The sequence below is a fragment of the Geodermatophilus sp. SYSU D00758 genome, assembly GCF_054049955.1.
This window is the reverse complement of sequence record NZ_JBJGYK010000030.1, coordinates 1-13,143: the sequence shown is the minus strand read 5'-3', so window position 1 is coordinate 13,143 and position 13,143 is coordinate 1. Positions and strand designations below refer to the sequence as shown.

General features: G+C 74.7%; 11 protein-coding genes. 7 read left to right on the top strand and 4 right to left on the bottom strand.

Annotation, left to right across the window (positions count from 1 at the left end; all coding sequences use genetic code 11):
• Entirely contained in the window at positions 1-669 is a 669-nt protein-coding gene (locus tag ACI8AC_RS18770) for a potassium channel family protein (RefSeq protein ID WP_456899355.1), read from the bottom strand.
• Positions 669-1,337 (bottom strand): potassium channel family protein, encoded by a 669-nt coding sequence (locus ACI8AC_RS18765; RefSeq protein WP_456899354.1) that lies wholly within the window; start codon positions 1,335-1,337, stop codon positions 669-671. The genes ACI8AC_RS18770 and ACI8AC_RS18765 overlap by 1 nt, the downstream gene beginning before the upstream one ends.
• 160 nt (positions 1,338-1,497) lie before the next feature.
• On the opposite strand from ACI8AC_RS18765, the gene ACI8AC_RS18760 reads away from it, so the two are divergent.
• The 6 genes from ACI8AC_RS18760 to ACI8AC_RS18735 all read left to right on the top strand — a co-directional run bounded on the left by ACI8AC_RS18760 (position 1,498) and on the right by ACI8AC_RS18735 (position 8,127).
• The gene (locus ACI8AC_RS18760) at positions 1,498-3,537 is read left to right on the top strand and encodes an APC family permease (RefSeq protein ID WP_456899353.1); all 2,040 of its coding nucleotides are present in this window, start codon (positions 1,498-1,500) and stop codon (positions 3,535-3,537) included.
• A complete protein-coding gene (locus ACI8AC_RS18755) occupies positions 3,530-4,873 on the top strand; it encodes a class I SAM-dependent RNA methyltransferase (RefSeq protein WP_456899352.1) in 1,344 nt (447 codons plus the stop codon). Before ACI8AC_RS18760 ends, ACI8AC_RS18755 begins: the two co-directional genes overlap by 8 nt.
• Positions 4,874-5,025: 152 nt before the next feature.
• A complete protein-coding gene (locus ACI8AC_RS18750; protein ID WP_456899351.1) occupies positions 5,026-5,256 on the top strand; it encodes a DUF4177 domain-containing protein in 231 nt (76 codons plus the stop codon).
• Positions 5,257-5,304: 48 nt separating this feature from the next.
• Positions 5,305-5,673 carry a hypothetical protein gene (locus ACI8AC_RS18745; protein WP_117379361.1) on the top strand — a complete coding sequence of 123 codons (369 nt, stop codon included), beginning with the start codon at positions 5,305-5,307 and terminating at the stop codon, positions 5,671-5,673.
• A gap of 132 nt (positions 5,674-5,805) precedes the next feature.
• A complete protein-coding gene (gene dxs, locus ACI8AC_RS18740; RefSeq protein WP_456899350.1) occupies positions 5,806-7,740 on the top strand; it encodes a 1-deoxy-D-xylulose-5-phosphate synthase in 1,935 nt (644 codons plus the stop codon).
• Between the two features lie 102 nt (positions 7,741-7,842).
• Positions 7,843-8,127: a thiamine-binding protein gene (locus ACI8AC_RS18735; RefSeq protein WP_456899349.1), complete on the top strand. Its 285-nt coding sequence runs from the start codon at positions 7,843-7,845 to the stop codon at positions 8,125-8,127.
• 277 nt (positions 8,128-8,404) lie between these two features.
• On the opposite strand, the gene ACI8AC_RS18730 is transcribed toward ACI8AC_RS18735, so the two are convergent.
• Positions 8,405-10,504 (bottom strand): 3-hydroxyacyl-CoA dehydrogenase NAD-binding domain-containing protein, encoded by a 2,100-nt coding sequence (locus tag ACI8AC_RS18730; RefSeq protein ID WP_456899348.1) that lies wholly within the window; start codon positions 10,502-10,504, stop codon positions 8,405-8,407.
• A complete protein-coding gene (locus tag ACI8AC_RS18725) occupies positions 10,501-11,706 on the bottom strand; it encodes a thiolase family protein (RefSeq protein WP_456899347.1) in 1,206 nt (401 codons plus the stop codon). The genes ACI8AC_RS18730 and ACI8AC_RS18725 overlap by 4 nt, the downstream gene beginning before the upstream one ends.
• Positions 11,707-11,961: 255 nt before the next feature.
• Between ACI8AC_RS18725 and ACI8AC_RS18720 the strand changes: the two genes are divergently transcribed.
• On the top strand, positions 11,962-13,032 hold the full coding sequence (locus ACI8AC_RS18720) for a sugar ABC transporter substrate-binding protein (protein WP_456899346.1): 1,071 nt from the start codon (positions 11,962-11,964) through the stop codon (positions 13,030-13,032).
• Positions 13,033-13,143 lie beyond the last annotated feature (111 nt).

The following is a 13,143-nucleotide window of genomic DNA, read 5'->3' as shown; positions in this document are numbered from 1 at the left end:
TCAGCCGGCGGACGCGGGGGAGAGGACCTGCTGCAGCTGCTCCTCGACGTCGGCGTGCGTGACGAACAGCAGCTCGTCACCGGCCTCCAGCGGCTCGTCCGGGCTCGGGGTGATCACCCGCTCGCCGCGCAGGATGGCGGTGAGCACCGTCTCCCGCGGCAGCGGCACGTCCCGCAGCGGCCGGCCGACCCACGGGGTGTCCTCGGCGAGGGTGATCTCGACGAGGTTGGCCGCGCCCTTGCGGAAGCTCATCAGCCGGACGACGTCGCCGACGGTGACCGCCTCCTCGACCAGCGCCGCGAGCACGCGGGGGGTGGAGACGGCGACGTCGACGCCCCAGGCCTCGGTGTAGAGCCACTCGTTGCGCGGGTCCTTGACCCGGGCGACGACGCGGTTGACCGCGAACTCCGTCTTGGCCAGCAGCGAGACGACCAGGTTGGCCTTGTCGTCACCCGTCGCGGCCACCACCACGTCGCAGGTGGCCAGCTGGGCCTCCTCGAGCGAGGACACCTCGCAGGCGTCGGCCTGCACCCACTCGGCGCCGGGCACCGCGCGGGTGCGCACCTTGCGGCCGTCCTTCTCGATGAGCATCACGGTGTGCCCGTTGCTGAGCAGCTCCCCGGCGATGGACCGGCCCACCGCGCCGGCGCCGACGATGGCCACGCGCATCAGGACACCCCTCCCTGGGGACCGCGCTCGACCACCTCGTGCAGCCGCGGGGTGATGGCGTCGGTCGCGGCGAGGACGAGCTGGTCGCCGTCCTGCAGGACCGTGCCCGCGGTCGGGATGACGGCCTCCCCGAACCGCACCATCCAGGGGGCCCGGGCCCCGGAGGCGGCCTCGAGCTCGGCGAGCTTGCGGCCGACCCACACCTCGGTCACGGTCACGCGGACGAGCACGACCTGACCGCTGGGCTCGCGCCACAGCTCGCTGACCTTGACCGACAGGAGCTCGCGCAGCAGCCGGTTCACCGTCCACGGGACCGTGGCCACGCTCGGCACGCCCATGCGCTCGTAGACCTCGGCGCGCTTGGAGTCGTAGATGCGGGCCACGACGTGCTGGACGCCGAAGGTCTCCCGCGCCACCCGCGCGCTGATGATGTTGGAGTTGTCGCCGCTGCTGACCGCGGCGAACGCACCCGCGGAGTCTATGCCCGCGTCGAGCAGGGTCTGCCGGTCGAAGCCCAGCCCGGTGACCTGGCGGCCGTTGAAGTCCGGGCCGAGCCGGCGGAAGGCCTCGGGGTCCTGGTCGATGACGGCCACGCTGTGGCCCATCTCCTCCAGCCGGCGGGCGATGGCCGACCCCACGCGGCCGCAGCCCATCACGACCACGTGCACTGGACGACTCCCCGCTCCCGGTCCGCCGGCGCCGGGCGGATCCCGGCGCGGTCCGGGCGCGAAGCTACACCCGGCGGGGTGACCGGCCGCCGTCCGCAGCGCCGGAACTCACCCCTCGGGGAGCGGCGCGGGGGCGCGCGGGCTCCGTACCATCGCCGCCGTGCCTCACCTGTCCGACCTCGGACAACTGCCGAAACGCCTGATCGTCGGTCGTGCCGTCCGCAGCGACCGGCTCGGTGAGTCGCTGCTCCCCAAGCGCCTCGCGCTGCCCGTCTTCGCCAGCGACCCGCTCTCCTCGGTGGCCTACGCCACCCAGGAGCTGCTGGTCATCCTCACCCTCGCCGGGACGGCGTTCCTCTTCCTGACCCCGTGGCTGGCGGTCGGCGTGGTGCTGCTGCTGATCACGGTGGTGGCGTCCTACCGGCAGGTGGTCCGGGCCTACCCGTCGGGCGGCGGCGACTACGAGGTGGCCATGAAGAACCACGGCCAGTTCGCCGGGCTGGTCGTGGCGAGCGCGCTGCTGATCGACTACGTGCTCACCGTGGCGGTGTCCGTCTCGGCCGGCACCGACAACATCATCTCCGCCTTCCCCGTCCTCAACGAGTACCGCGTGGTGATCGCCCTGGGCCTGGTCGCCCTGCTCGCCGCGCTGAACCTGCGCGGGGTGCGGGAGTCCGGCCGCGCCTTCGCCGCCCCCACCTACCTGTTCATCACCGCGATCCTGCTGATGATCGTCACCGGCCTCGTGCGGCACTTCCTCGGCGACGGGCTGAGCGCCGAGAGCGCCGGGTACGGGATCACCCCCGAGGCGGGGTACGCCGAAGTGGGCGGTCTGGCGCTGGTCCTGCTCGTGCTGCGGGCGTTCGCCTCCGGGTGCACCGCGCTGACCGGGGTGGAGGCGATCGCCAACGGCGTCCCGGCCTTCCGGCCGCCCAAGAGCCGCAACGCCGCCACCACCCTCGCCCTCATGGGTGGCGTGGCGGCCACGATGTTCGCCGGCATCACCGCGCTGGCGCTGCTGTCCGGCGTCCGGTACGCGGAGACGCCCTGCGACCTGGTCGGTTTCGCCGACTGCGAGACCGCGCCGCAGCGGACGGTCATCGCCCAGGTGGCCGCGGCCACCTTCGGCGGACCTCAGTCGGTCGGGTTCTTCGCCGTGCAGGCGTTCACCGCCGCCGTCCTGATCCTCGCGGCGAACACCGCGTTCAACGGCTTCCCGCTGCTGGGCTCGGTGCTCGCCCAGGACCGGTTCATGCCCCGCCAGCTGCACACCCGCGGGGACAAGCTCGCCTTCAGCAACGGCATCCTGCTGCTGGCCGGGTTCGCCGCCCTGCTGATCGTCGTCTTCGACGCGTCGGTCACCCAGCTGATCCAGCTCTACATCCTCGGGGTCTTCATCAGCTTCAGCATCGGGCAGTGGGGCATGGTCCGGCACTGGAACCGGGAACTGCGCGCCACGGAGGACCCGGGCGAGCGGGGGCGGATGCGCCGTTCGCAGGCGATCAACCTGACCGGCGCCGTGCTGACCAGCACCGTGCTGGTGATCATCGTGGTCACCAAGTTCGTCCACGGCGCATGGCTGGTGCTCGTCTCCATGCCGTTCCTCATCGTCCTCATGCGGGCGATCTACCGGCACTACTCGCACGTCGCCGAGCAGCTGGCGCCCGACACCGACTCCCGGATGCTGCCCAGCAAGGTGCACGCGGTCGTGCTGGTGTCCAAGGTGCACAAGCCGACCCTGCGGGCCCTCGCCTTCGCCCGCGCCACCCGGCCCGACCAGCTCACCGCGCTCACCGTCAACGTCGACGACGACGAGACGCGGGCCCTGCAGGCGCAGTGGGAGCGCTACGACATCCCGGTGCCGCTCACCGTGCTGGAGTCGCCGTACCGGGAGATCACCCGGCCGGTCGTCGACTTCGTCAAGGGCATCCGCCGGGAGAGCCCGCGCGAGCTGGTGGTGGTGTTCGTCCCGCAGTACGTGGTGGGCCACTGGTGGGAGAACGTGCTGCACAACCAGAGCGCGCTCCGGCTGCGTGCCCGGCTGCAGTTCCAGCCCGGCGTCATGATCACCACGGTGCCCTGGCAGCTGGAGAGCTCGATCGGGCGGGAGGACGCCGGGCTGCGCGCCACCGGACCGGCGCCCGGGGACCTGCGCCGGGGCCTCGCCGAGGACGAGTCGCAGGCGACACCCTATGGCTGAGCGACGACGCCCGTCCCCCCGCCGCGAGGGGACCCCGTCCTCCTCGGCACGGGGCCGCGGCGGTGGGCGCCAGGATGCCCGGGGGCAGGGCTGGACCGGGCGCGAGTTCGAGGTCACCGTCGGCCCCGTCGCCCACGGCGGGCACTGCGTGGCCCGCTACGAGGGCCGGGTCGTCTTCGTCCGGCACGCGCTGCCCGGGGAGCGCGTGGTGGTCCGGGTGACGGAGGACCGCCGGCCCGCCTTCTGCCGGGCCGACGCCGTCCGCGTGCTCGCCGCCGCCCCCGACCGGGTCGAGCGGCCCTGCCCGCACAGCGGGCCCGGCCGCTGCGGCGGCTGCGACTGGCAGCACGTGGCGCCGGCCGCGCAGCGGGACCTGAAGGCGGCCGTCGTCCGGGAGCAGCTGACCCGGCTCGGCGGCCTGCCCGCCGACGACCCGCTGCTGACCGGTCTCGTGGTCGAGGAGCTCCCCGGCGGTCCCCTGCGCTGGCGCTCGCGGGCCCGGTTCGCCGTCGACCGGGACGGCCGTCCGGGCCTGCGCCGGCACCGGTCGCACGAGGTCGAGGTGCTCGACGACTGCCCGATCACCGCCGAGCCCGCGGCGCACGCCGTCCTGGGGTGCACCTGGCCCGGTGACGGCGCAGTGGACGTCGCGGTCGACGCGCGCGGGACGGTGACCACCACCCGCCTCGACCGCCGCGGTGCCGCCCGCTCCACCCGGGTGCTCGGCGCCGACGGCCCCGAGCCGCCGGCCGGGCGGGCGTCGCGGGCCGCCGCGGGCCGGGACTGGGAGGTGGAGGGCACCGGGTTCTGGCAGGTGCACCCCGCGGCCGCCGACGCGCTGGTGAGCGCCGTGACCGGGTTCGCCGGCGTGACCCCGGGGGAGACGGTGCTGGACCTCTACGCCGGCGCCGGCCTGTTCGGCGGTGCGCTGGCCCCCGGCGTGGGGGAGGGCGGCCGGGTGCTCTGCGTCGAGGCCGACCCGGCCGCGTGCGCCGCCGCGGAGGCCAACCTGGCCGCGCTGCCGCAGGCCGAGGTCTGGCAGGGCGAGGTCGACGCGCCGGGGCTCGAGGACCTGCTGGCCGAGGTGGGCGGCCCGGACGTCGTCGTCCTCGACCCGCCGCGGGCCGGCGCGGGCACGGCGGTCAGCCGGGTGCTGGCCGGGACCGGTGCCCGGGCGCTCGTCTACGTGGCCTGCGACCCGGCGTCCCTCGCCCGCGACGTCGCGACCCTCGCGGCCGGGGGGTACCGGCTCGCCGCCCTGCGCGCCTTCGACGCCTTCCCCATGACCGCCCACGTGGAGTGCGTGGCGCTGCTTGTGCCGGCGCGGCGCCCCTGACCCGGGGGCCGTCCGCCACGCGCGGGCGGCCCCTCGCCGGCCCGGGTGAGCGCGGGACCCGTCCGGGTCGCCCCCGCGGCCGTGGGCACCCTGACCCCGCACCGACCCCGTCCCGCGTCGGTCCGCGGAGGCCACGGGCTACCGTCTCCGGTGTGACCACCTGGGAGTACGCCTCGGTCATCACGGCCAACGAAGCGGAGTCCAACCGCGCGGGGGTGAGCGTCAAGCTCCCCGGAGGGCAGCTGGAACGCCAGAGCGGCGACACCAGCTCGGTGCTCAACCGGCTGGGCAGCGAGGGCTGGGAGCTGGTCAGCTACCACTCGAGCGGGGCCGGCACCTGGGGGTTCGAGCAGTTCTGGCTCAAGCGGCCCACCTCGGCGTAGCGGATCTCGCCGTCGAACGCACGTTCGACCCGGTGGCACACTGGGCCGGTGGAGCAGACGCTGCCGCCGGGCTGGCCGGACGCCGTGCGCCCGCCCGGTGCCCCCGACTGGGAGCAGAGCGCGGTGGCCTGGCTGTTCGACCTCGTGCCGCCGGACTACCGGGCGCACGAGGTGCTGCGGCGCTACCCGGTGCTGCTGGCCCGCTTCGCCCGTGACCACGTGACCGCCGGGCTGGAGGCGGCCCGGGCGGGCTGGCGGACGGTGCGGGTCGACCTCGCCGACGAGCTGCCCGCCGACGCCATGGAGGCGGCGATGCGCGCCTACGAGCGCGAGGGCGCCCGGCTGGCCGCGGCGGCCCGCGCGGTCGGGGTCGTCGCGGGCGCGCTGCGCGGCGAGCGGTGGGTGCCCCGGCTCTGACCGGGCCCGCGCCCGAACCCTGCATCCGGGTCCGGCGCTCGACCGGAAGACCGTGCGAACCGCGACTACAGTTGGTCGGCGGCCGTTCCGACGCCGTGGACCTGCCGCCGACGGAGAGGACGCCGACCCCTCGTGTCGCTCCTGCGATCGATCCGCACACCCGACGACGTGCGTGCGCTGCCCGCCGACCAGCTGCCGGCCCTGGCCGCGGAGATCCGCGACGCCCTGGTCACCAGCGTCGCGCGGACCGGCGGCCACCTCGGCCCCAACCTCGGCTGCGTCGAGCTCACCATCGCCCTGCACCGGGTCTTCGACTCGCCCCGCGAGCCGATCGTCTTCGACACCGGCCACCAGTCCTACGTGCACAAGATGCTCACCGGCCGGGTCGAGGGCTTCGAGCGGCTGCGCCAGCGCGGCGGGCTCTCGGGCTACCCGAGCCGGGCCGAGAGCGAGCACGACTGGGTCGAGAACAGCCACGCCTCCACCTCGCTGTCCTACGCCGACGGGCTGGCCAAGGCGTTCGCCGTGCGCGGGGACGGCCGTCCGGTCGTGGCCGTCATCGGGGACGGCGCCCTGACCGGCGGGATGGCCTGGGAGGCGCTCAACAACATCGCCGCCGACAAGGACCGCCCGGTCGTCATCGTCGTCAACGACAACGGCCGCTCCTACTCCCCGACCATCGGCGGGGTGGCCGACGCGCTGGCCACCCTGCGGCTGCGCCCCGGCTACGAGCAGGCGCTGCTGCAGGTGCGGCGGGCGATCAACCGCGCCCCGGTGGTGGGCTCGGCGCTGTTCGACGCCCTGCACGCCATCAAGAAGGGCCTCAAGGACGTCCTCTCCCCGCAGGGCATGTTCGAGGACCTCGGCCTGAAGTACGTCGGCCCGGTCGACGGCCACGACGTGCGCGCGCTGGAGTCGGCGCTGCGGCGGGCCCGGTCCTTCGGCGGGCCGGTCATCGTGCACGCCGTCACCACCAAGGGCTTCGGCTACCCGCCGGCCGAGACCGACCAGGTCGACGCCTGGCACGCCACCGGCGTGTTCGACCCCGACAGCGGCACGAGCGCGCGCAAGGCCGGCCTGGCCTGGACCGACGCCTTCGCCGACGAGCTGGTGCGGATCGGCGCCGAGCGGGCCGACGTCGTGGCGATCACCGCGGCGATGCTGCACCCGACCGGGCTGGCGCCCTTCGCCGAGCGCTTCCCCGAGCGGACCTTCGACGTCGGCATCGCCGAGCAGCACGCGCTCACCTCGGCCGCCGGGCTGGCGATGGCCGGCCTGCACCCGGTGGTCGCGGTCTACTCGACGTTCCTCAACCGGGCCTTCGACCAGCTGCTCATGGACGTCGCCCTGCACCGCCAGCCGGTGACCGTCGTGCTCGACCGCGCAGGGGTCACCGGCGACGACGGCGCCTCGCACAACGGCATGTGGGACATGTCCATCCTCTCCGTCGTGCCCGGCCTGCACCTGGCCGCGCCGCGCGACGAGGCGACCCTGCGGGAGGCCCTGCGCGAGGCGGTGGCGGTCACCGAGGGGCCGTCGGCCGTCCGCTTCCCGAAGGGCACCCTCCCCCCGGACATCCCGGCCCTGGAGCGCCGCGGCCGGGTCGACGTCCTGCGCCGTGCCGGCCACGGGGGCGACGAGCGGCCGGACGTGCTGCTCGTCGCGGTCGGCTCCATGGTGCCGATGTGCCAGGCGGTCGCGGAGCGGGCCGCCGACCACGGCATCGAGGTGACCGTGGTCGACCCCCGCTGGGTGCTGCCGGTCCCCGAGGACCTCGTCGAGATGGCGGCCGGGGCGCGGCTGGTGGTCACCGTCGAGGACGGCGGCCGCGCCGGTGGGGTGGGCAGCGCGCTCACCCGCGAGCTCCAGGACCGGCAGTGCGACGTCCCGGTGCGCACGCTGGGCCTGCCGCAGGCCTTCCTCGAGCACGGCAGCCGCGGGCAGGTGCTCGCCGACGCCGGGCTCACCGAGCAGGACGTCGCCCGCCGGATCGCCGAGTGGACCGCCGTGCTCGCCGAACGGACCGAGGGCGGCGTGGTCGCCCCGGTGGACGGGGCGCAGCAGTAGGACCACCCTCCTGCCACACGCCTCGGGGCCTCGGGGCGGGCCGGGCCCGGCACGGGGGCCGCTCGGCAGGAGGGCCGGACCGCCATCGGACTGGAGGACGTCGTGCAGGTGATCGCCGAGATCCAGGTCGCGCCCTCACCGGCGGGGACGCCCGAGGACCCGCACGCGCACGTCGAGGCGGCCATCGCCGTCATCGAGGCCTCGGGCCTGCGCCACGAGGTGGGTGCGCTGGGCACCACGCTCGAGGGGGACGCCGACGCGGTGTGGGCCACCCTGCGGGCCGCGCACGAGGCGATGCTCGCGGCGGGTGCGACCGCCGGGATCTCGCACGTCAAGATCGCCTCGGTGGGCCGGACGATGGACAGCCTCACGCAGAAGTTCCGCTGAGGCCCCGTGGCGGCTCGCGGCGGGACCGGGTGCGCCGCGCCGTGATCGCCGTCCTCGCCTCGCGGTGGTCGGCCGCGCCGTGCGCGGTGAGGACGGCGCCTCCGCGGTGCGGCCGGCGATCCCCGGGGCTCGCCGCCGGTCCTGGCTCACCGTCGCCGGTCCCGGCCCCGTCCAGAGGCTCGCCGCGAGCCTGCGAGCGGTGAGGAGGACGGGGTCCTCCCACGGTGGTGAGCCAGGACCGGCGACGACCGGGTCACCTGGTCATCGGCCGGGCCCCTCAGGCCGGCAGGGACGCCACCCCGCGCGGGAGGAACCGGGAGCCGGTGACCGCCTCGGAGACGCCGGTGCGGTCCAGGTGGGCGGAGATGCCGCCCAGCCAGAACGGCCAGCCGGCGCCCAGCAGCATGCACAGGTCGATGTCCTGCACCGCCTGGACGACGCCCTCGTCGAGCATGAGCCCGATCTCCTCGGCCAGCGCCCGCTCCGCGCGCTCCCGGACCTGCTCCTCGGTGAGCGGCGTGGGGTGGGTGGGGGAGCCATGGCCGATGCCCGCCAGGTCGGGGTCGACGACGCCCGGCTCGGAGTAGACCGAGGACTTGCCGAGCTCGACCATCCTCCGCAGCCCCTCGCCGACGGCGAACCGGCCGGGGAAGGCCTCGTGCATGCGCTCGGCCACGTGCAGGGCCACCGGCGGGCCGACGAGCGTGAGCAGCTCGAACGGCGTCATCGGCAGGCCCAGCGGGTCCAGCGCCCGGTCGGCCACGGCCACCGGCGTCCCCTGCTCGACGGCCGCGGTGACCTCGCCGAGGAACCGGGTGAGCAGCCGGTTGACCACGAACGCCGGCGCGTCGGCGACCAGCACGCACGACTTCTTCAGCTGCTTGCCGACGGCGAAGGCGGTGGCCAGCGTGGCGTCGTCGGTCCGCTCGGCCCGGACCACCTCCAGCAGCGGCAGCACCGCGACCGGGTTGAAGAAGTGCAGGCCGACCACCCGCTCCGGGTGCTCCAGCTTGGAGGCCATCTCGGTCACCGACAGCGCGGAGGTGTTGGTGGCCAGCACGCACTCGGGGGAGACGACCGCCTCCACCTCGGCGAACACCTGCTGCTTGACCGACATCTCCTCGAACACGGCCTCGATCACCAGGTCGGCGTCGGCGAAGGCCGCCTTGTCCAGCGAGCCGGTGACCAGGGCCTTGAGCCGGTTGAGCCGGTCGGCCGACAGCTTGCCGGCGGCGGCCTGCTGGTCGAGCTCGCCGTGCACGTAGCCGACGCCCTTGTCGACGCGGGCCTGGTCGACGTCGGTGAGGACGACGGGCACCTCCAGCCGGCGCACGAACAGCAGCGCGAGCTGGGAGGCCATGAGGCCGGCACCGACGACGCCGACCGCGGTGACCTTCCGGGCCAGCGACCGGTCGGGGGCGCCGGCCGGCCGCTTGGCCCGCTTGTTGACCAGGTCGAACGAGTACAGCGAGGCCCGCAGCGGATCGCTCATGAGCAGCTCGGCCAGCGCGTCGTCCTCCGCCGCGGTGCCGGCGGTGAACGCCTCGCCCTCCACCCCGGCCCGCGCCCGGTCGAGCAGCTCCACCGCCCGCAGGGCTGCAGGGGAGGCGTCGCGGGTGCGGGCGGCGACGATCCCGCGGGCGCGCGCGACGGCGTCGTCCCAGGCCGCGCGGTCGACCTCGGGACGCCGGACCTCGACGTCCCCGGTGAGGACGCCGGCCGCCCACTCGATCGACCGCTCGAGGAAGTCGGCCGGCTGGAACGCGGCGTCGGCGATGCCGAGCTCCGCGGCCTTCGGCGCCGGGGTCATCCGGTTCTGGGCGAGGGCGTTCTCGACGATCACGGTGACCGCCGGGTCGGGGCCGATCAGGTTCGGCAGCAGCTGGGTGCCGCCCCAGCCGGGCACCAGGCCGAGGAAGACCTCGGGGAAGGCGACCGCGGCGGTGGTGGCGATGGTCCGGTGGTGGCAGTGCAGCGCCAGCTCCAGGCCGCCGCCGAGCGCCACCCCGTTGACGAAGGCGAAGGTCGGGATCGCGGAGTCCTTGAGCCGGCGGAACACCCGGTGGCCGGTCTCGGCGATCTCCCGGGCGTCGGCCGCCGAGGTGATCGCCGGGACGCCGGAGAGGTCGGCGCCGACGGCGAAGACGAACGGCTTGCCGGTGACCGCGATGGCCGCCGGCGCCGGGGTGCGCGCCGCGATCTCGTCGAGCGCGGCGTCCAGCGACGCCAGCCCGCCGGGGCCGAAGGTGGACGGCCGGGTGTGGTCGTGGCCGTTGTCGAGGGTGATCAGGGCCAGTTCGCCGGCCAGGGCGGGCACCCGCAGGTACCGGACCAGCGCCCGGGTCACGACCTCGTCGGCGAGGACGGTGGTGCTCACTTGTCGAAGCCCTCCCAGTTCGAGTTCTCCCAGATCACGGTGCCGCCCATGCCGAGGCCCACGCACATGGCGGTCAGGCCGTACCGGACGTCGGGCCGCTCGGCGAACTGGCGGGACAGCTGGGTCATCAGCCGGACACCGGACGAGGCCAGGGGGTGCCCGACGGCGATGGCGCCGCCCCACGGGTTGACCCGCTCGTCGTCGTCGGCGATGCCGAAGTGGTCGAGGAAGGCCAGCACCTGGACGGCGAAGGCCTCGTTGAGCTCGAAGAGCCCGATGTCGGAGACGGACAGCCCGGTGCGGGCGAGCGCCTTCTCCGTCGAGGGGACCGGGCCCACGCCCATGACCTCGGGCTCGACGCCGGCGAAGCCGTAGCCGACCAGCCGCATGCCGACGGTCAGCCCCAGCTCGCGGGCGACGTCCTCGGCGGCCAGCAGGCAGCCGGTGGCGCCGTCGTTGAGGCCCGCGGCGTTGCCCGCGGTGACGTGCCCGTGCGGCCGGAACGGCGTCTTCAGCCCGGCCAGGCCCTCGAGGGTGGTCCCCGGCCGCGGCGGCTCGTCGGCGGTGGCGTAGCCCCAGCCCTGCTCGGCGCTGCGGGTGGCGACCGGGACCAGCTCCGGGCCGATCTGCCCGTTTGCCACGGCCTTGGCGTACCGCTGCTGGCTGGCCAGCGCGAAGGCGTCGGCCCGCTCCTTGGTCAGGTGCGGGTAGCGGTCGTGCAGGTTCTCCGCCGTCGAGCCCATGACGAGCGCCGAGCCGTCGACCAGCTTCTCGCTGAAGAACCGCGGGTTCGGGTCGGCGCCCTCGCCCATCGGGTGGCGGCCCATGTGCTCGACCCCGCCGGCGATGGCGACGTCGTAGGCGCCGAAGGCGATGCCGGAGGCCGTGGTGGTCACCGCGGTCATCGCGCCGGCGCACATCCGGTCGATCGCGTAGCCGGGCACCGTCTCCGGCAGCCCGGCGAGCAGCGCGGCGGTGCGGCCGATGGTCAGGCCCTGGTCGCCGATCTGGGTGGTGGCCGCGATCGCGACCTCGTCGACCCGGTCGGCCGGCAGCGCGGGGTTGCGCCGCAGCAGCTCGCGGATCACCCGGACGACGAGGTCGTCGGCGCGGGTCTCGGCGTAGACGCCCTCAGGGCCGGCCTTGCCGAAGGGGGTGCGGACGCCGTCGACGAAGACGACCTCGCGCAGGGAGCGGGACATGGGACCTCCGCAGCGAGTGGTTACCGACCGGTACGACCGACCGGGGTGCCCAAGTTACCCGCTGGTAATGACGGTGGTCCACGCCGCGCGGGGGCTTCTCCCACCGAGGGGAGGTCCCGCGCCGGCACGGTCACGTTCCCGCAACGAGGCGTCCGCCCCGTTGCCATCGCCGTGTGAGCGCGACCACACTCTGCGGCCGGAACGTGTCGGACCACGACGAATGGCAGGAACCCCATGGCGCGACCCCGCCCCCTGATGACGGCTCTGGCCGCCTCGCTCGTGTTCAGCCTGGCCGCGTGCGGCGGGGACGACGGCGGTGGCGGCGGCGGTGGTGGTGGCGGTGGTGAGTCCGCCGGCCGGATCGGGGTCATCCTCCCGGACACCGCGTCCTCCGATCGCTGGGAGTCCGCGGACCGCCCGCTGCTCGAGCAGGCCTTCGAGGAGGCCGGGATCGACTACGACATCCAGAACGCCCAGGGCGACGCGCAGCGCATGGCCACGATCGCCGAGCAGATGATCACCGAGGGCGTCACCGTCCTGGCCATCACCAACCTCGACTCGGCCTCCGGTGCGGCCATCCAGCGTCAGGCCGAGCAGCAGGGCGTGCAGACCATCGACTACGACCGGCTCACCCTCGGTGGCGAGTCGGACTACTACGTCTCCTTCGACAACACCCAGGTCGGTCGCCTGCAGGGGGAGGGGCTGGCCCAGTGCCTGGGCCCGGAGCCGGCCAACATCGCGTTCCTCAACGGCTCGCCCGACGACAACAACGCCACGCTGTTCTCGCAGGGGGCGCACGAGGTCCTCGACCCGATGACCCAGTACACCCAGGTCGCCGAGCAGGCCGTGCCCGACTGGGACAACCAGCAGGCCGCGACCATCTTCGAGCAGATGTACACCCAGCAGGGCGGCAACATCGACGGCGTCCTGGCCGCCAACGACGGCCTGGCCAACGCGGTCATCTCGATCCTGGCCCGCAACAACGTCGCCGGGCAGGTGCCGGTGACCGGGCAGGACGCCACGACCCAGGGCCTGCAGAACATCCTCGCCGGCAACCAGTGCATGACGGTCTACAAGCCGATCCAGGAGGAGGCCAACGCGCTGGCCGAGCTGGCCATCGCGCTGGCCCAGGGCGAGGAGCCGCAGGTGGACGACACGGTCAACGACCCCGAGGGCGACCGGGAGGTCAACGCCGTGCTGCTCGAGCCGGTCTCGGTGTTCCGGGACAACGTCAAGCAGGTCGTGGACGACGGCTTCGTCGAGGCCGCCGACCTGTGCGAGGGCCAGTTCCTCGCCGCCTGCCAGGAGCTCGGCATCCAGGCCTGAACCGCCGGGGGGGGGGGGGGGCCCCCCCGGCCCCCCCCCGCCCCCCCCCCCCCCCCCCCCCCCCCCAACCCCCCCAAACACCCGGGGGCCCTGCCCCCCCGGGCGACCCGG

What these genes read in the sequence shown, in the direction of transcription:
- ACI8AC_RS18770 (WP_456899355.1), bottom strand. Translation starts at nt 669, where the DNA reads ATGCGCGTGGCCATCGTCGGCGCCGGCGCGGTGGGCCGGTCCATCGCC.
- ACI8AC_RS18755 (WP_456899352.1), top strand. Translation starts at nt 3,530, where the DNA reads ATGGCTGAGCGACGACGCCCGTCCCCCCGCCGCGAGGGGACCCCGTCC.
- ACI8AC_RS18725 (WP_456899347.1), bottom strand. Translation starts at nt 11,706, where the DNA reads ATGTCCCGCTCCCTGCGCGAGGTCGTCTTCGTCGACGGCGTCCGCACC.
- ACI8AC_RS18720 (WP_456899346.1), top strand. Translation starts at nt 11,962, where the DNA reads ATGACGGCTCTGGCCGCCTCGCTCGTGTTCAGCCTGGCCGCGTGCGGC.